Here is a 17,684-nt window from a genome sequence, read left to right on the forward strand (position 1 = left end):
ATGGAACAACTGAAACCGATTTTACAATCAAATCACATTCATCACGCATATCTATTTTGCGGACCAAAGGGTTCGGAAAAGGATCATGCTGCCATATATTTTGCAAGGTCATTACTGTGCCAACAAGAGCCGATTGGCGGCTGTGGCATATGCTCTGATTGTCTGCGCGTGGAACATGGAAATCATCCTTCGTTAGTAAGTATTCAACCCGATGGAAGTAAGATAAAGCTACAGCAACTGAAAGAATTACAAAAGAGATTCGCTTTAAAAACTATAGAGGGAACCTACCAAATTTATATACTGGAAGAAGCCGATAAGATGACAACGGAAGCGGCCAATAGTTTGTTGAAATTTTTAGAAGAGCCTGTCGGGGCTACCGTCGCAATACTGTTAGCAGAACAGCCAGGAGCCCTGCTACCAACTATCGTATCGAGATGCCAGATGATTCGTTTCCATAGGATTGATGCAAGCATTATAGCGAAAGCATACATGGATAAGGGAGTTGCGAAAGAGCAAGCAGATTTTCTCAGCCAAATATGGAGCGATGTAGATCAGGTAGTCGAGATGATGGAAACGGAAAAGTTTGCAACGATTCAAAAGTTAGTGGTACAATTAAGCGAAGACCTATTAAAGAAAAGACATCAGTATCTAGTGATTTTAGATACAGAATGGTTTGCCAAAAAACCTTCAGCTTTTGATATTGATTTCCTTATAGATTATATATTGTTTTGGTTTCGAGATTTGCTAGTTCGAGAATTAAATTTGGAAACAAGGGGCCTTTTTCCGGACCAAGAGATACTGAAATACCGCAATTCTTTTTCCACGGATATATTGCAAAAGTGGATTCAAGAAATCATGAGAACGAAACAAGCATTGCGATATAATGTAAATCCGCACTTGGCGGTAGAATCTTTGTTTTTAAAAATGCAGGAGGAATTGATGTGTACTGGGTTGTAGGTGTACGCTTTAAAAAGGCAGGTAAAATCTACTATTTTGATCCGTTAGAGTTTCATATAACCGGCTCTGAACATGTGATTGTCGAAACAGCTCGTGGTATTGAGTTTGGTGAAGTTGTGGTTGGTCGTAAAGAAGTGTCTGAACAGGATTTAGTGCTTCCGCTAAAACCTGTACTTCGGATTGCAACGGAAGAGGACAAGACAATTGTTAATGAAAATCAGGAGAAGGCGATAGAAGCATTAAGGCTTTGCCAGGAACAAGTTGTGAATCATAAATTGGACATGAAGCTGGTCGATGTGGAGCTTACATTTGATCGGAATAAGATTATCTTTTATTTTACAGCAGATGGTAGAGTAGACTTCCGTGAGTTAGTGAAAGACTTAGCGGCTGTGTTCCGGACGCGCATCGAGCTTCGCCAAATTGGAGTTCGCGACGAGGCAAAGATGCTGGGTGGGATTGGTCCTTGTGGAAGGCCGCTTTGTTGTTCCACTTTCTTAGGAGAGTTTGACCCTGTGTCGATTCGTATGGCGAAAGATCAAAATCTATCGCTTAATCCTGCGAAGATATCCGGCATATGTGGTCGTCTGATGTGCTGTTTGAAGTACGAAACGGACTCCTATGAAGAATCTAAGGATAAGCTTCCTGATATCGGAAGTATTGTTCAAACCCCAAAAGGTATTGGTAAAGTTATCGGGATTAATATTTTAGATAAAATAGCACAAGTAGAATTAGATGACTTGAAGGTCATCGAAGTTCCTTTTACGCAAATCAAAGAAGTCGAAATTGGATAAAGAAAACTTAGTTCAGATGAAGTTTTTACTCCATCTGAACTCTAGTTGCACTTATTTCGAAGCTTGGCGGCACTTATCTCCCGCTTATAGAAGTGGGAGTATTAGTAAACGCCGCTGAGATAAATATAGAACGTAGTTGATATAACATGGTTGCTAAAGGGTGAGGTTTCTGTGGACAAACAGGATATTTTTAAGCAAGTAGCCCAAATTGAAGAGCAGATCGGTGAGCTTTATCAAGAGCTTGGTGGGTTAAAGCAAAGAATCATCACATTAATAGAAGAAAATAAGAAGCTAACGATTGAAAATCAACACCTTAGAGAACGCAACCAACAGGGAGAAACAGAAGCAGCCCACAAGCGACCAGAGCTTCCGTTTGGGGAAGGCTATGATAACCTTGCTAGATTATATCAAGAGGGTTTTCATATATGTAATATTCATTATGGTGGATTTCGCACCGATGGGGATTGTCTCTTTTGTTTAACTTTTTTACGACAGGTGGAGCATAAGTAAAGAGGTGTAAGAATTGAGGAGTCATGAAGAACGCATGGATGACCTTTTGGATGGGATGAAGATTATACAGAGTAAAGACGTATTTTCTTTCTCAACGGATGCCGTGTTGGTCGCAAGCTTTACGCGCTTAGATGCATCAGCGAAGAAGGTCATTGATTTAGGCACAGGTACTGGAATTATACCGTTGCTATTAAGTAAACGATATCCAAGGCTACAGATGATTGGCTTAGAAATTCAGGAGCGTCTGGCAGATATGTCTAGGCGCTCTGTTGAGTTTAATAATTTATCTGACAGGATTGATATTCAGTTAGGGGATTTGAAACAAGCTCCGGCTACATTTGGTTATGGGGTTTTTGATGCTGTGGTTTCTAATCCACCATACATGGAAGCTGGTATTGGGGAACAAAATCCCAATCCACATAAAGCGATTGCCCGTCATGAAATCCACTGCAATTTAGCAGACATTTGCGCTACCGCTAGTAAACTTGTGAAATCGGGTGGGAAATTCTTCATAGTGTATCGATCGCTTCGATTGGCAGAGTTGATGACGGAATTGCGTAGGAATTCTCTGGAACCCAAGCGCATGAGACTTGTCGCACCAAGAATCGATAAAGAACCGAACATTGTTTTATTGGAAGCAGTAAAGGATCGTCAGCCCGGTCTACGTATTGAACCGACGTTGGCAGTGTATAATGATAACGGTACATTTACTGATGAGTTATTGTCCATGAATCCAACGGGTCAAAAAGCGAGAGGTGAATCACATGGGATTTGTTCAGAGCAGCTTTAATAATTCAGTAATAGAAGGTCAGCTGTATATGGTAGCAACGCCCATCGGCAATCTTGATGATATGACCCCACGGGCGATTCAGATATTGAAAGAAGTAGATTTTATAGCAGCAGAAGATACACGACAAACGAGAAAGCTATTGAACTTTTTTGATATCCAAACAAAAGTGATTAGCTACCATGAACATAATAAGGAACAAAAAGGCGACTATTTAATAGAAGAATTACAAAAGGGACGGAAAATTGCATTAGTATCAGACGCTGGGTTACCTGGGATATCGGACCCTGGTGCGGATATTGCAAGGCTTGCCATAGAAGCGCATATTCCAGTCATACCAATTCCAGGTGCAAGCGCCAGTTTAACTTCTTTAATTGCAGCAGGTCTTTCTACCAATCGGTTTCTGTTCTATGGGTTCCTCGACCGGCAACGAAATAAGCGTAAGAAGGAATTAGAAAAACTGAAAGGGTTACCATTTACAATGATTTTTTATGAAGCGCCTCATCGTATTATCGACTCGTTGCAAGACATGCAAGCGGTACTAGGAGACAGGGAAGTGAGTGTTGGTAGAGAGCTGACGAAAAAGTTCGAGCAGTTTATCCGTGGACCGATTTCCTTTTGTATGGAAATCATTGAAAATCAGAAGATTCAAGGAGAATTTACGTTGGTGGTCTCAGGGGCCAGTGAAGCAGAGCAACAGGATTTAAAGCGTCAAGAGCAGTGGTGGTTAGAGGTATCCATTCAAGACCATGTGAATCACTACATTGGCTTAGGACATGATAGCAAAGAAGCGATTAAGCTTGTCGCTAAAGAACGGGAAGTTCCGAAAAGGGATGTTTATCAAGCGTATCACGAGCTGTAATAAATAGTGATGATAGCTATCCAAATCCATCAAGAAATATATAAACAAGAGTAATAATAACGAGGGCAACGACGGGTGCCCCTTTATTTAATAAGATAAGAAAGTATAACTTTCTTATCTTATTAAATAAGTGCAAATAAGGTAGTATCTTCCCCAAGGTTGGCGAATGCCAAGTTTGCTTTATGTATCTTAAAGTTTACTAAGATGTATTCTCTTATGCTTTCATTTCTTCGATGCAAGATTTGCAGATGTTCTTTCCTTTAAAGTGAATGATGTTATCCGCATTATCACAGAAAGAACAAGCTGGCTCGTACTTCTTAAATACGATACGGTCGCCGTCTACATAAATTTCTAGAGCATCCTTTTCTCCGATGCCAAGCGTGCGGCGTAATTCGATCGGTATTACAACACGACCTAACTCGTCGATTTTTCTAACGATTCCAGTTGATTTCATATCATTTCCCCTCCCCATAGCTTGCTCCTAAAAAAACGACAAGATTTATCAAGATTCGACAAATTTCGTCAAAATGAATTGTACTATTAATTTCCATACCAGTCAATAGTTGTTCTCAAAAATAATAGAATAGAAAGATACTGTTTAGTAGGAATAGTTTCTTTATACGACTGGAGTGTATGATGTAAATCTTTGAGTTGCTGAATTTATTATGATAGAAAATACAAGCAAAATATAATAGTTTATAATATAATCATGCTGTTACTATGTAGAATAATTAGATAAGGTGTGAATCTATGACACAGGCTCCTATTGACATTAAGAAGCTGATTGAAGAGGAACGGGTAGTATCTATTTTTCATCCGATTGTATCGGTGCTCAAGGGGTCGCTCGTAGGGATAGAAGCACTAGCCAGGGGAGTCAATAATGAGGAGTCACTGAATGATTGGATTAGCCCTTATCATATGTTTACTGCAGCGAATCAGCAGAATATGATTGTAGAGTTCGATCGACTATGTCGGAGAGCGGCGTTGAATGCTTATTGTGGTACGTACTCCCAATCTTGTTTGCCACCCTGCCAACCTTTATTGTTCTTAAACTTAGATACTACTATTATTGATAAAGGGGTAGTAGGCTCTGGATTCCTCGTCAATACAGTTCGGGAACTAGGGCTCGATCCGAACAGAATCGTAATAGAAATACTAGAGTCTAAGGTGAAGGATATTGAAGCATTACAAAGGTTTATTAAGAATTATAAAGCGTTCGGTTTCTTAATTGCCCTCGATGATGTGGGAGCGGGGCACTCAAATCTCGACCGCATCCATATGATTAAGCCAGACATCATTAAGGTTGACCGCGGACTTATTGAGAATATCGACAAAGAATTCTATAAACAGGAAGTTTTCCGATCGCTAGCAAATTTATCAAAGAGGATAGGCGCATTAGTGGTTGCGGAAGGAGTAGAAACGCTTGAGGAAGCCGTTCAAGCTTTGGAACTTGGAGCAGATTTCTTACAAGGTTATTATTTTACGAAACCAGCAGTACTTGAAGGTATGGTAGTGGATCAAACAAGAGAGAAGATGCAGCTAGTCGCGGAGGCTTTTCGGAAGAACACAATCAAAAAAATTCGCTCTAAAAAAGTAGAATATGAAACATATGATTTTATCATTCATCAGGTGATTGAGGAGTTAAAAAAAGTATCGCCTTCACAATTTGATATTGTTTTGTATAATATGGCCAAGATGTTCCTCAATTTAGAGTGTATGTATATACTAGACGAATCAGGAATGCAAGTGAGTAGTACGGTGTTTTGCCAAAGGCAACCGTGTGAGAATAGAGGATTTGTATACCAACCAGCAGAAAAAGGCGCAGATCACTCTCTGAAAAATTATTATTTATTTCTAAGCTCTGGACAAAATAAGCATATCACAGATTCCTATATATCACTCGCTTCTGGGAATCCCTGTGTGACTGTTTCAACGGCTTTTGTGAATCAAGAAAATCAAAAGTATATTCTTTGCGTAGACTTGTATCCGCAACATAGCTAAGACATCTTTATAAAATCATAATCGATTCTTAACATGAAATTAACAAATTTGCGGTATAACTATCATGTAGTACAAAATGATTACTTCCCCTTTTAGTAGTAGTCCTCTCTCTGCCCTCCTTTTGAAGGAGGGTACTTTTTTGTACCACTATCAGAAAGAATAAGTTTTTTAATGTAGATAGTATAGCTGTGCATTAGCAACACATCAGCAGTAAACTGCTGTGTTTATGCGTCAGTGCAACTAAGGCATTTTTAAAGCGAGACTTATGCGAAGCATATAGCGAGACTTATGCACCTGTGTGCATCGCTAAAGCTTGGCGAATGCTAAGTTTTCTTTATATTTTGTCGAAGGTGTCGAACTTTGCATACCTCCCTTTCCTTGACAAAAAAATTATAATTGGGTATCTTAGTAACAATCTGAAGTAGGAGCGATTTTGTGAAAAATAATACATATTATATAACAACTCCCATCTATTATCCTAGTAACAAGCTACATATAGGAAACGCTTATACGACAATTTCGGCTGATGCGATGGCACGCTACAAGCGCCTTCGTGGTTTTGACGTGTATTACTTAACGGGTACTGATGAGCACGGGCAAAAGCTACAAAAACGTGCTGCTGAAGAAGGAAAGCAACCGATTGAGTTTATTAATCCTGTTGTGGATTGGATTCAAGATTTATGGCAAAAGCTAGACATTTCTTATGATGATTTTATTCGAACGACTGAAGACAGACATAAAGTCGTTGTACAACAAATTTTTCAAAGGCTATTAGATCAAGGTGATATTTACCTGTCGGAATATGAAGGATTATATTGCACACCTTGTGAAGCTTTCTGGACGGAGCGCCAAGCAGAAGGCAATAAGTGCCCGGATTGTGGCAGACCTGTGGAACTTGTGAAAGAAGAAAGCTACTTCTTTAAGATGTCGAAATATCAGGATCAACTTCTTCAATATATAGCAGATCATCCGGAGTTTATTCAACCAGAGTCGCGTCGTAACGAAATGGTCAATAACTTTTTAAAACCAGGACTTGAGGATCTTTGTGTGTCAAGGACGACCTTTGATTGGGGTATAAAAGTCCCGAATGATCCGAAACATGTCATATATGTTTGGATTGATGCATTAGCTAATTATATAACAGCCCTTGGCTATCTATCGAATGATGATGAAAAGTACAAAAAATATTGGCCAGCGGATGTACATCTCATAGGAAAGGATATTCTCCGCTTCCATACAATTTATTGGCCTATTATTCTGATGGCTTTAGGGGAACCATTGCCGAAGCAGGTGTTCGGTCATGGTTGGTTATTGATGCCTGACGGTAAGATGTCGAAGTCAAAGGGCAATGTGATTGATCCTAAATTCTTGATCGACGAGTATGGAACTGACTCAGTTCGTTATTTCTTACTAAGAGAGATTGCTTTTGGTGCGGATGGCATATTCACTCCAGAAGTGTTTATTCAACGCTTGAATTTTGACCTAGCCAATGACTTAGGGAACTTAGTCAGTCGTACTGTGGCGATGATAGAGAAGTATTTTGACGCGCAGATCCCAACAGCCCAAACGGATACGTCAGAGACTGTTGATGTGGAACTGCAACAATTGGCGACTGCAACTCACATAGAAGTTGAGAAATGCATGGACCGTATGCAATTTAGCGCAGCTTTAACTGCGATTTGGAACTTAGTCGGTCGCACGAACAAGTATATTGATGAGACTGCCCCTTGGGTACTGGCGAAAGATGATGCAAATAAAGCTCGATTGGGAACTGTGCTGTATAACCTAGCCGAGTCCATCCGTATCGTATCTGTAATGATCCAACCATTTATGACTAAGACTCCGATGAAGATTTGGGAGCAGATGGGCATGGTAAGTCAATCGCACATGCTATCATGGGATACGCTGTCTACATGGGGCACCTTACAAGCAGGTCTTAAGGTGCAAAAGGGAGAATCAATCTTCCCGCGCTTAGAACTACAAGCTGAAATTCAAAAGATTGATGATTCCACGAAAGAGGCTAGACAACAGGCGGAATTAAACAAGGCTGCACAGCAAGCTAGTGAAGTGAAGGTAGAGAAGCCAGAAGGTATAGCAGAAATTGGCATTGAAGATTTCGGCAAAATTGATTTGCGAGTTGCACAGGTTGTAGCAGCGGAAGCCGTGCCAAAGGCAGATAAATTATTAATGGTTCAGCTTGACCTTGGCTATGAAAAGAGACAAGTGGTGGCTGGCATTGCAAAATTCTATAAACCGGAAGAATTATTAGGTATGAAGATTATAATGGTAGCGAATCTTAAGCCGGTAAAGCTTAGAGGTATCGACTCAGAGGGAATGATCTTGGCGGCAAGTGCTGGAGAGCAGCTAGTACTGACAACGGTTTCTGGCGATATACCACTTGGGGCTAAGGTGAAATAAGATGTTTATCGATAGCCATGCTCACTTAGACGACAAACGCTATGCGGAAGACTTTGCCGAAGTTTGTCAAAGGATCCATGAAAATAAAATAAGTAAAGTTATTAATGTAGGATACAATCTTGAATCATCGCAACGAAGCCTTGAGCTAGCCAATTGTTATGAATGGATTCAATGTGCTGTGGGGTATCACCCCCATGATGCGAAAACTGCGAATCAAGCAGGTTATGAACAACTTCGCCTGTGGGCCAATAACCCACAGGTGGTAGCCATCGGGGAGATTGGGCTCGATTATTATTATGACAATTCTCCCCGTGAAGTTCAGCAAGAAGTATTCCGCCATCAAATTCGGATAGCTAGGGATGTAAATCTTCCGATTATTATTCATAATCGGGATGCCCATCAGGATGTCTATGACATCCTCGTAGAAGAACAGGCGCATGAAGTTGGAGGGATCATGCATTGTTATTCAGGAAGCTATGAAATGGCGAAACAAATTATTAATTTAGGATTTTTTATATCTTTTGCAGGTCCGGTGACGTTTAAAAATTCAAAAACTGCCAAAGATATAATTAGGAACATTCCACTAGAGTACATTTTGATAGAAACAGACAGTCCATATCTAACGCCAGAACCATACAGGGGCAAAAGGAACGAACCGGCCTATGTCCGATATGTGGCGGAAGTCATCGCACAATTGCGAGACTTAGATGTGGAACACGTAGCAAAAATCACTTCCGATAATTGTTTGAAAGCGCTTCCGAAGTTGCGTTTATAGGAATGTTTCAAAAAGAATATTGGGGGTCAATATGAATTTAAAAGCTTGGGAATTTCTCAGGACGAACCATCAATGGTTCTTGTTATTCAGTATGTTTTGTCTATTTGTTGGAAGTCTAGTATTTTTCGTCGATCTAGAAACTGTAGAAAACACATTCAAAACTAGCAAGGAAGTTGAAGTAGTAGTAGATGGGGTCTCACTCAATGTGAAGACACGTAGTGCAACTGCTGAGGATATTTTAAAAGAATTAGGAATTTACATAGGGGAAGATGACCTAGTAGTTCCTGGTGCCGACGCAATCGTCAACACAGGAGATTCAATCGAAGTTTTGAGGATTACCAAAGAATTTCTAACAGAACAGAAAAAAGTCGCAGTAGAAACAGTCTTTGAAGAAAGAAAAGATATGGAAGTAGGAAAAAAAGTAGAAGTGCAAAAAGGGCAAGAAGGTATTCTTGAGCTTACAACAGAAGTGGTATTTGTGAACGGCGAGGAGCAAGAGCGTAATATTGTCGCCGAAGAGTTAGTACAAGAGCCGAAAAACCGTGTAGTAGCACTAGGGATCAAGGATATTATTACTCGCGATGGTGTTACGTTCAGTGTATCGAAAGTCATTGATAGCGCTGAATTGACCGCATACTCAGCGGGATTTGTACATACTGGGAAGAATCCAGGGGATAAATGGTATGGGAGAACAGCGACAGGTACGTATGTACAAGAAGGAAGAACTGTTGCTGTCGACCCAAAGACGATTCCTCTCGGATGGTGGATGTACATAGAGGGTTATGGTTTCCGTCGAGCGGAAGATACAGGCGGAGCCGTGAAGAATAAACGAATTGATATGTATTTTGACGAAGGAACACTTTCTAAGCCATTTGGCTTAAAGAAAGGCGTTAAGGTATGGGTCATTGGCCCGAATGACCCGAGACAGTAAGCAGGAGTTAATCCTGCTTATTTTTTTTGGAGTATATGGGTTATAAAAAGACTTGCGACTGCTAAGTTTTATTTTCGCTATTAGCATAGATTTGCATTAGCAACACATCAGCAGTAAACTGCTGTGTTTATGCGTCAGAGCAACTAAGGCATAAGCCTGCACTAAATGCTTGGCTAATGCCAAGTTTTCTAATATAATAGGGTGTTAATGGAAATGATAAGTAGAGAAGAACATGAGAGGTATTATATGACAAAGAGACATCGGGAAACCATTGAAGAGGTAATTGTCGTAGAGGGAATCCATGACAAGCAAGCGATAGATTGTGCAGTAATTGCAGATTGTATTCTGACCCAGGGGTCTACTTTAAGCGAGGAAACATTAAAGATGATTGCACGTGCGCAAAAGACACGTGGCGTAATTGTTTTTACTGACCCAGATTATGTGGGAGAGCGTTTGCGGAAAATTATTGATCAGCGCATCCCTGGTTGTAAACACGCGTTCCTTACACAAAAGAAAGCTACTAAGGACGGAGATATTGGGATAGAGAATGCAACGCCTGAGGCGATTTGTGAGGCGTTAGCAAACATTAGAAGTAGTTCTAAGGAGTATCAAGAAATACCCTGGAAGTTCATGCTTGCTTCCGGGCTTGCTGGTGGAGATGACTCGAAAGAGCGAAGATTGGCAGTAGCTGAGCAATTGCAAATTGGTTATGCAAATGCCAAACAATTTTGGAATCGCCTGAATGCGTTAAGAATTCCTGAAGATGAGGTTATCCAAGCCTTAATCCGTGCAAACCTAATAGAGGAGATTAACAATGACTGATAAACAATTATATTCGCAACGCGTAATCCGAGAAATCATGGATGACAATAAACTGCATTTCAAGAAAAGTCTAGGGCAGAACTTTTTAACAGATTTAAATATTTTACAAAAGATTGTCGCAGCAGCTGATGTAACGAAAGAATCAACAGTCATAGAAATCGGTCCGGGTATAGGAACTTTGACTCAGCAATTAGCAAATGCAGCTGGTCAAGTGATTGCCATTGAGCTAGATCAAAGGTTCTTGCCAATTTTGAACGAGAATTTCTGGGATCAAGACCACGTCTCTATTATTCATGGGGATGCTCTTACGGTAGATTTACATCAAATTATTAAAGAGCAAGTAAAGTTCCCAACGATTCATGTGGTTGCCAATCTTCCTTACTATGTAACGACACCTATTTTAATGAAATTACTAGAAGAGCACTTGCCCTTGACAAATATAGTTGTCATGATTCAAAAAGAAGTAGCGCAGCGCATTCAAGCGCAACCAGGGACTAAGGAATACGGCGCACTAAGTATCGCGGCACAATATTATGCGAAACCAGAAATCGTGTGTATCGTACCGAAAACGGTGTTCATTCCTGAACCAAATGTTGACTCTGCTGTGATTCGATTATCGATTTATGAGGAGCCTAAAGTCAAAGTTTTTAGCGAGGAAATTTTCTTTGCCGCGATTAAGGCTGGTTTTGCAAATCGCCGTAAGACTCTATGGAATAATTTTAAAGGCTTTCGCAATGACATAGTACCAGAGCAAATTCGTGCGATTTTTGAAAAAGCGAGCATTGACGAGAAAAGACGGGGAGAAACTCTGTCAATTGAAGAGTACGCGGTTTTAAGTAACGAAATTCACCACTTTATTGAAGCAAATAAAAATTTACATGGTTGACAATAATAATACTATGTTGCTATAATATTTTGCTTGCGTTGACATGCGGTGACAAGCATGGTATACTATTCCTTGTGAGGTGGTTAAATGGCGGCGAAGAATGCTTTGCGTGATATTAAACGCAGCTTGGAAGGTTACATTGGAGAAAAGATTAAACTCCGTGCGAATGGCGGACGTAGAAAGACCATTGAACGGAGTGGAGTTTTGGAAGAGGTATATCCTTCTGTTTTTATAGTGAAGCTTGACCAAGAACAACACGCCTTTAAGAGGGTATCGTACAGTTATGCTGATATTCTAACGGAATCCGTGGAATTGACGATTTTCCGTAACGACGATCAAATCAAAATCACTTACCAGGAGTAGCTTGTTTTTATACAAGCTATTTTTTTCGCCTTTAAACCTTACTGGGTATATGTATTTTAATAAAATTAGTGTACAATGACTTAAGTTATTATGAGTTGGATAAAACGAGCAAGAATCAATGCTTCCATGCGAAAGAGGGTTTTATAACATGAAAGTAACGGAATTAGCGAAGGCTAAAATTAATCTTACGCTTGATATCTTAGGAAAACGTGATGATGGATATCATGAAGTTGAAATGATCATGCAATCGATAGATTTGACAGATCAAATGGTTTTTACACTGACGGATGAACCGAAAATCACGATTGAGTGTGATGTGAGTTATGTTCCAACGGATGAAAGAAACCTTGCATATAAAGCGGCCAAATTACTGCAACAGAAGTTTGCTGTCGATAAAGGCGTACATATTGTTTTGAACAAAAAGATTCCTGTCTCTGCTGGGCTTGCCGGTGGAAGTAGCAATGCGGCGGCTACATTACGTGGTCTCAATCAATTATGGCAGTTAAACGTAACGATTGATGAGCTTGCGGAGTTAGGCAGTGAGGTCGGCTCCGATGTACCGTTTTGCGTTTATGGTGGGACGGCGATTGCAAGGGGTAGGGGCGAGAAGATTGAACGGATTACAAAGGCTCCACCAATGACGATTTTACTTGCTAAGCCACAGATTAGTGTTTCGACGGCGGTTGCTTATCAGAATTTTTCGATGGATAAAATTTTGAAAAAGCCTGACACCAAGGCAGTCATAAGCGCGATTCAGAACCAAGACCCGCAAGCGATTTGCCATCACCTTGGCAACGTACTAGAAACGGCTACTTTTGCCATGCACCCAGAGGTTGAAAAGCTTAAGGAACAAATGAAGAGCTTTGGTGCGGATGGAGTATTAATGTCCGGAAGTGGACCTACTGTGTATGGAATTGTATTGAAGGAAAAGCGAGCGATGAGAATTTTTAATGCATTACGTGGCTTTTGCAATGAAGTATTTCTTGTTCGGACGGTATAATGCTTGCCAAAATCCGTACTTAATGGTATATTTTCGTTTATAATATTCGGGTTTTTAGGTAAAGAGGTGCGGGATAATGATGAAATTAAAGCGAAGTGCTAGAATAGCCGAACTAACAAGGATCTTTATAGAGAATCCACGGACACCTTTTCAGCTTTCTTACTTCTCGGAACAATTCGATGTAGCCAAGTCCTCAATCAGCGAAGATATCGCCATCTTAGAAGAGTACTTCCGTGAGAGAGGATTAGGAGAGGTTATCACAACTGCTGGGGCATCTGGTGGGGTGAAGTATATCCCGAGACTTAAAATCGAAGAGGCAAGAGAGTGGATGCTTCATGAGATCGAACGATTAGCGGTACCAGAGCGTATTCTCCCTGGCGGGTTCCTATACATGTCCGACTTATTAGGAGAGACCTCATTTATCCGTGGTGTAGGGAAGATATTCGCCGAAGCGTTTGCCGAGGTTAAGGCAGATATGATTTTGACCGTGGAAACCAAGGGGATTCCAATCGCGTTAGCAACAGCCTTATACTTGAATATACCGATGGTTGTTGTTCGCCGTGATAATAAAGTTACGGAAGGAACGACGGTTAGCGTAAACTATGTCTCAGGCTCTAGTGGTAGAATCCAAACCATGTCGCTCTCTCGTAGGTCGGTACCGCAAAATAGTCGTGTATTGATTTTAGATGACTTTATGAAGGCTGGTGGGACCACAAAGGGTATGATCAATATGCTAAAAGAGTTCCACGCGGAATGTGTGGGGGTCGGAGTGCTTGTGGAGATGGCTGAGCCAGTCGAAAAGCTAGTGACGGATTATATATCTTTAGCAAAATTATCAGAAGTTGATGAGGTCAAACAGACGATTTCTGTGGAATTAGGAAGTTTTTTCAAAATTTTTGAAAAATAATTTAAAATTAGCAGGAATTTATCTTTTTTTGTTGAAATGTTAGCATAGATGACATTGACACAAAAGGTGGTGAATGATCAAAATGGAAGTGACAGATGTGAGATTAAGACGCGTCAATACAGAAGGCCGCATGAAAGCGATAGCTTCAATTACAATTGATAGCGAATTCGTAGTGCATGATATTCGTGTGATCGATGGTAATAATGGTATGTTTGTAGCGATGCCAAGTAAGCGCACGCCCGATGGCGAATTCCGTGATATCGCCCACCCAATTTCAGCAACAACTAGAGAGAAAATTCAGAATGCTGTATTAACGGTTTTTCATGAACAAGAAGATGAAGTAGAGAGCTTCGGAGCAGTTGTAGAAGTAGTGTAATACATAGTTTGCAGTGAGGAGGAGCATAGGCTCCTTTTTTACTGCAATTTTTTATTTACACTATCAGAAAGTATAAGTTTAATGTAGATAGTTAAAGTGCCAAGTTTTCTTTACGATGATAATTTTACTATCGCTTGATAGAAAGATGTTTTTGATATATATTTTTATAGAGACTGATTTTCTTCTTGGAATTGCGAATTCTTCTTACGGAGGTGACAAACAAAATGAGCAATGGCGTATATGCTCTTATACTTGCAGCAGGAAAAGGAACTCGGATGAAGAGTAAGCATAACAAAGTACTTCATCAGGTATGCGGCATGTCTATGGTAGAACATGTCATATATCAGTTGAAAGAGTTAGATATTGAACAAATTGGGGTTGTTGTTGGTCATCAGAAAGATCAAGTGATGCAGGCCCTTGGTAATCAAGTACATTTTATAGAACAAAAAGAGCAGCTAGGAACAGGCCATGCTGTGATGGTAGCGAACGAATGGCTTGCAAGTAAGCAAGGCACTACGTTTGTATTATGTGGTGACACACCGTTATTAACAGCAGATACCTTGCAACAATTGTTAGAGACACATCGCAATGGGCAAGCAGTATGTACAGTGCTCACGGCGATTGCGGAGGATTCTACTGCCTATGGCAGAATTGTTCGTGATGAGCATGGGAAAGTTATGCGTATCGTAGAGCAGAAGGATGCAAGCGATGTAGAGAAACAGATCAAGGAAGTAAATTCGGGCATTTATTGTTTTGATAATCAATTCTTATTTGAAGCGTTGTCACAAATCACAGATCAAAATGCGCAGAAAGAATATTATCTAACAGATGTTATAGAAATTTTTAATCGCACTGGACGAACTGTTCTTCCTTGTACAGTATCCGATTTTCGTGAAATTGTCGGTGTCAATGATCGTGTAGCGTTAGCCAAGGCAAATGAGATTCTAAACGATCGACTTACCCGTTATTGGATGCAACAAGGTGTAACAATTCTAGACCCACACACTACATATATTGAACTAAAAGTGAAACTGGGCACTGATATTACCCTCTATCCAGGTGTCCATCTACGAGGCAATACGATTGTCGAAGAAGATTGCATCATCGGGCCGAATGTAGAGATTGAGGATTGTCATATAGGGCAAGGAGCTCACATTAAACAAAGTGTTCTTAGCCAGTCGACAGTTGGACAAGGAACGAATATCGGACCATTTGCGTATGTTCGACCTGGTAGTAAGATTGGAGCGAATGTGAAAATCGGTGACTTTGTAGAAATCAAGAATGCAATCATTGGTGATGATTCTAAGATTTCTCATTTAAGTTATATAGGTGATGCGGAAGTCGGGAAGAATGTGAATATTGGCTGTGGAACAGTAACGGTCAATTATGATGGGAAGCGTAAGCACAAAACAATTATAGAGGATAACTCCTTTGTTGGCTGTAATTCCAATTTAGTTGCTCCTGTAACGGTTGCGGAGAATTCTTATGTGGCAGCAGGTTCAACTATTACAGATAATGTGCCGAAACGTGCGCTAGCAATTGCGCGGAACCGCCAAGTCAATAAATTGGATTATATCAAGGAGTAATATAGAAGAAATCGGATAGAATAGGAATCATATATAAGATGGAGGGTATCTATTTATGTGGGAAAATTGCGACACAACAAAGATGAAGTTGTTTGCTTGTAACTCAAATCCAAACTTGGCTAAGGGAATCAGTGAGTACACTGGAATTCCAATTGGCCGTTCTCAGGTTGTGAGATTTAGCGATGGTGAGATAAATATCAATATTGAGGAAAGTGTTCGCGGAGCAGATACTTTCGTTGTACAATCGACGAGTAGTCCTGCCAACGAGCATATTATGGAAATGCTCATCATGGTGGATGCATTAAAAAGAGCGTCAGCAAAAAGCATAAATCTTGTTGTTCCGTATTATGGATACGCTCGTCAAGACCGTAAAGCAAGAGCAAGAGATCCGATTACTGCAAAGTTAATTGCAAACTTAATTGAAAAATCAGGTGCTGACCGTATCATATGCATGGATTTACATGCTGGTCAGATACAAGGATTTTTCGATATTCCATTAGATCATTTAGTCAGTATGCCAATCATCGCAGAATATTTTGCTAGCAAAGGCTTAGAGGATATTGTTGTAGTTTCCCCTGACCATGGTGGAGTGACAAGAACGAGGAATTTAGCACAAAAGCTAAATGCTCCTATCGCTATTATAGATAAGCGTCGACCGGCGCCAAATGTAGCTGAAATTATGCATATTATTGGTGACATCAAAGGTAAAACATGTATCTTAATTGACGATATTATTGACACGGCAGGCACAATCACATTAGCGGCAAACGCTCTAAAAGCAAATGGAGCGAAAGCTGTTTACGCTGCTTGCACACATCCTGTTTTATCAGGGCCGGCGATTGAAAGATTAGAGAATTCAGCGATAGAAGAACTGGTGGTAACGGACACGATTTATCTGCCGGAAGAAAAGATGATTTCTAAAATTGCTGTATTATCTGTAGCTCCCCTGATTGGAGAAGCAATTATCAGGATTCATGAACGTTTATCGATTAGTAAGTTATTTGATTAAGATTATATAAATGGGGCTTGGCATATGCCAAGCTTGTTTGTTTTACTATCTGAAGTATCATTTTCTTAATGAAGATAGTATAAGAATGCCGAGTTTTCTTTAAGGAGCGGGAGTTATGAAGTTAATTGTTGGTTTAGGGAACCCAGGTACACAGTACAGAAATACTCGGCATAATGCAGGTTTCTTCCTTGTGGATGAGCTAGCTAAAAAGCTTGGAGTGTCAGTGGAACAAAGTAAATTCAAAGGGCTAATTGGTGAGGCACGCCTAGGTCAAGAGAAGGTATTATTACTAAAGCCACAAACCTATATGAATCTCAGTGGTGAATCCATACGTGCAGCGATGGAGTGGCATAAACTAGGCCCAGAAGACATATTAGTGGCATATGATGATATGGACATTGAACTTGGGAAAATCAAGTTTCGTCCAAAAGGCCGACCAGGTGGGCACAATGGGATTAAGTCAATCATTGCTCACTTAGGTACAGATGAATTTGCTCGCTTGAAGATTGGAATTGGAAGGCCGCAAGGAGTAGATGTCGTGTCGTATGTTCTAACGAATTTCACTCAAGACGAACGCAGTGAAATTGACGGGGCGATCCTGAAAGGTATTGAAGGAGTAGATTGTTTTATTGAAACTTCTAATATACAGGAATCGATGAATAAATTTAATGGATAATCCATTTTCAAACGGTCATACTATAGA

Annotated in this window: 19 protein-coding genes; 18 read left to right on the plus strand and 1 reads right to left on the minus strand. The window is 40.3% G+C overall.

Features of this window, described 5'->3' with window-relative positions:
- The 5 genes from holB (at nt 1) to rsmI (ending at nt 3,907) form a co-directional block, all read left to right on the plus strand.
- Nucleotides 1–957 (plus strand): DNA polymerase III subunit delta', encoded by a 957-nt coding sequence (holB, locus tag BHU72_RS14320; protein WP_069703305.1) that lies wholly within the window; start codon nt 1–3, stop codon nt 955–957.
- Nucleotides 942–1,748, plus strand: a complete 807-nt coding sequence (locus tag BHU72_RS14325; protein WP_069703306.1) for a PSP1 domain-containing protein — start codon at nt 942–944, stop codon at nt 1,746–1,748. The genes holB and BHU72_RS14325 overlap by 16 nt, the downstream gene beginning before the upstream one ends.
- Before the next feature lie 171 nt (nt 1,749–1,919).
- Nucleotides 1,920–2,258, plus strand: coding sequence for a DNA replication initiation control protein YabA (gene yabA / locus BHU72_RS14330; protein WP_069703307.1), 339 nt, complete (start codon nt 1,920–1,922; stop codon nt 2,256–2,258).
- A gap of 13 nt (nt 2,259–2,271) precedes the next feature.
- Nucleotides 2,272–3,048, plus strand: a complete 777-nt coding sequence (locus BHU72_RS14335; RefSeq protein WP_245671920.1) for a tRNA1(Val) (adenine(37)-N6)-methyltransferase — start codon at nt 2,272–2,274, stop codon at nt 3,046–3,048.
- A complete protein-coding gene (gene rsmI, locus BHU72_RS14340; RefSeq protein WP_069703309.1) occupies nt 3,023–3,907 on the plus strand; it encodes a 16S rRNA (cytidine(1402)-2'-O)-methyltransferase in 885 nt (294 codons plus the stop codon). The genes BHU72_RS14335 and rsmI overlap by 26 nt, the downstream gene beginning before the upstream one ends.
- A gap of 214 nt (nt 3,908–4,121) precedes the next feature.
- Here rsmI and BHU72_RS14345 read toward each other — a convergent pair whose 3' ends face one another.
- Nucleotides 4,122–4,361 (minus strand): AbrB/MazE/SpoVT family DNA-binding domain-containing protein, encoded by a 240-nt coding sequence (locus BHU72_RS14345; protein WP_069703310.1) that lies wholly within the window; start codon nt 4,359–4,361, stop codon nt 4,122–4,124.
- 296 nt (nt 4,362–4,657) lie between these two features.
- On the opposite strand from BHU72_RS14345, the gene BHU72_RS14350 reads away from it, so the two are divergent.
- The 13 genes from BHU72_RS14350 (at nt 4,658) to pth (ending at nt 17,657) form a co-directional block, all read left to right on the plus strand.
- Nucleotides 4,658–5,908: an EAL domain-containing protein gene (locus tag BHU72_RS14350; protein ID WP_069703311.1), complete on the plus strand. Its 1,251-nt coding sequence runs from the start codon at nt 4,658–4,660 to the stop codon at nt 5,906–5,908.
- A gap of 435 nt (nt 5,909–6,343) precedes the next feature.
- On the plus strand, nt 6,344–8,326 hold the full coding sequence (metG, locus tag BHU72_RS14355) for a methionine--tRNA ligase (RefSeq protein ID WP_069703312.1): 1,983 nt from the start codon (nt 6,344–6,346) through the stop codon (nt 8,324–8,326).
- Between the two features lies 1 nt (nt 8,327).
- Nucleotides 8,328–9,101 carry a TatD family hydrolase gene (locus BHU72_RS14360; RefSeq protein ID WP_069703313.1) on the plus strand — a complete coding sequence of 258 codons (774 nt, stop codon included), beginning with the start codon at nt 8,328–8,330 and terminating at the stop codon, nt 9,099–9,101.
- Between the two features lie 31 nt (nt 9,102–9,132).
- Complete coding sequence (locus tag BHU72_RS14365) at nt 9,133–10,032, plus strand: resuscitation-promoting factor (RefSeq protein WP_069703314.1); 900 nt, start codon at nt 9,133–9,135, stop codon at nt 10,030–10,032.
- A gap of 246 nt (nt 10,033–10,278) precedes the next feature.
- Complete coding sequence (gene rnmV, locus BHU72_RS14370; protein ID WP_141709336.1) at nt 10,279–10,854, plus strand: ribonuclease M5; 576 nt, start codon at nt 10,279–10,281, stop codon at nt 10,852–10,854.
- Complete coding sequence (gene rsmA, locus BHU72_RS14375; protein ID WP_069703316.1) at nt 10,847–11,740, plus strand: 16S rRNA (adenine(1518)-N(6)/adenine(1519)-N(6))-dimethyltransferase RsmA; 894 nt, start codon at nt 10,847–10,849, stop codon at nt 11,738–11,740. The genes rnmV and rsmA overlap by 8 nt, the downstream gene beginning before the upstream one ends.
- A gap of 87 nt (nt 11,741–11,827) precedes the next feature.
- The gene (gene veg / locus BHU72_RS14380) at nt 11,828–12,103 is read left to right on the plus strand and encodes a biofilm formation stimulator Veg (protein ID WP_069703317.1); all 276 of its coding nucleotides are present in this window, start codon (nt 11,828–11,830) and stop codon (nt 12,101–12,103) included.
- Nucleotides 12,104–12,251: 148 nt separating this feature from the next.
- Nucleotides 12,252–13,103 carry a 4-(cytidine 5'-diphospho)-2-C-methyl-D-erythritol kinase gene (ispE, locus tag BHU72_RS14385; RefSeq protein WP_069703318.1) on the plus strand — a complete coding sequence of 284 codons (852 nt, stop codon included), beginning with the start codon at nt 12,252–12,254 and terminating at the stop codon, nt 13,101–13,103.
- A 76-nt stretch (nt 13,104–13,179) separates the two neighbouring features.
- Complete coding sequence (purR, locus tag BHU72_RS14390) at nt 13,180–14,010, plus strand: pur operon repressor (protein WP_069703319.1); 831 nt, start codon at nt 13,180–13,182, stop codon at nt 14,008–14,010.
- Nucleotides 14,011–14,092: 82 nt separating this feature from the next.
- Nucleotides 14,093–14,386: a septation regulator SpoVG gene (spoVG, locus tag BHU72_RS14395; RefSeq protein ID WP_069703320.1), complete on the plus strand. Its 294-nt coding sequence runs from the start codon at nt 14,093–14,095 to the stop codon at nt 14,384–14,386.
- 224 nt (nt 14,387–14,610) lie between these two features.
- Nucleotides 14,611–15,972 carry a bifunctional UDP-N-acetylglucosamine diphosphorylase/glucosamine-1-phosphate N-acetyltransferase GlmU gene (gene glmU / locus BHU72_RS14400; protein ID WP_069703321.1) on the plus strand — a complete coding sequence of 454 codons (1,362 nt, stop codon included), beginning with the start codon at nt 14,611–14,613 and terminating at the stop codon, nt 15,970–15,972.
- A 55-nt stretch (nt 15,973–16,027) separates the two neighbouring features.
- Nucleotides 16,028–16,981, plus strand: a complete 954-nt coding sequence (locus BHU72_RS14405; protein ID WP_069703322.1) for a ribose-phosphate diphosphokinase — start codon at nt 16,028–16,030, stop codon at nt 16,979–16,981.
- 115 nt (nt 16,982–17,096) lie between these two features.
- The gene (pth, locus tag BHU72_RS14410) at nt 17,097–17,657 is read left to right on the plus strand and encodes an aminoacyl-tRNA hydrolase (RefSeq protein ID WP_069703323.1); all 561 of its coding nucleotides are present in this window, start codon (nt 17,097–17,099) and stop codon (nt 17,655–17,657) included.
- The last annotated feature ends 27 nt before the right edge of the window (nt 17,658–17,684 follow it).

The sequence above is a fragment of the Desulfuribacillus stibiiarsenatis genome (genome assembly GCF_001742305.1).
Taxonomy (GTDB): Bacteria; Bacillota; Bacilli; order Desulfuribacillales; family Desulfuribacillaceae; genus Desulfuribacillus_A; species Desulfuribacillus_A stibiiarsenatis.

Bases quoted from the DNA above. Each gene is read 5' to 3' on its own strand.
- purR (WP_069703319.1), top strand. From the start codon at position 13,180: ATGATGAAATTAAAGCGAAGTGCTAGAATAGCCGAACTAACAAGGATC.
- BHU72_RS14350 (WP_069703311.1), top strand. From the start codon at position 4,658: ATGACACAGGCTCCTATTGACATTAAGAAGCTGATTGAAGAGGAACGG.
- ispE (WP_069703318.1), top strand. From the start codon at position 12,252: ATGAAAGTAACGGAATTAGCGAAGGCTAAAATTAATCTTACGCTTGAT.
- BHU72_RS14405 (WP_069703322.1), top strand. From the start codon at position 16,028: ATGTGGGAAAATTGCGACACAACAAAGATGAAGTTGTTTGCTTGTAAC.
- rnmV (WP_141709336.1), top strand. From the start codon at position 10,279: ATGACAAAGAGACATCGGGAAACCATTGAAGAGGTAATTGTCGTAGAG.
- pth (WP_069703323.1), top strand. From the start codon at position 17,097: ATGAAGTTAATTGTTGGTTTAGGGAACCCAGGTACACAGTACAGAAAT.
- veg (WP_069703317.1), top strand. From the start codon at position 11,828: ATGGCGGCGAAGAATGCTTTGCGTGATATTAAACGCAGCTTGGAAGGT.
- glmU (WP_069703321.1), top strand. From the start codon at position 14,611: ATGAGCAATGGCGTATATGCTCTTATACTTGCAGCAGGAAAAGGAACT.
- rsmI (WP_069703309.1), top strand. From the start codon at position 3,023: ATGGGATTTGTTCAGAGCAGCTTTAATAATTCAGTAATAGAAGGTCAG.
- BHU72_RS14345 (WP_069703310.1), bottom strand. From the start codon at position 4,361: ATGAAATCAACTGGAATCGTTAGAAAAATCGACGAGTTAGGTCGTGTT.
- spoVG (WP_069703320.1), top strand. From the start codon at position 14,093: ATGGAAGTGACAGATGTGAGATTAAGACGCGTCAATACAGAAGGCCGC.
- rsmA (WP_069703316.1), top strand. From the start codon at position 10,847: ATGACTGATAAACAATTATATTCGCAACGCGTAATCCGAGAAATCATG.
- BHU72_RS14360 (WP_069703313.1), top strand. From the start codon at position 8,328: ATGTTTATCGATAGCCATGCTCACTTAGACGACAAACGCTATGCGGAA.
- holB (WP_069703305.1), top strand. From the start codon at position 1: ATGGAACAACTGAAACCGATTTTACAATCAAATCACATTCATCACGCA.
- BHU72_RS14365 (WP_069703314.1), top strand. From the start codon at position 9,133: ATGAATTTAAAAGCTTGGGAATTTCTCAGGACGAACCATCAATGGTTC.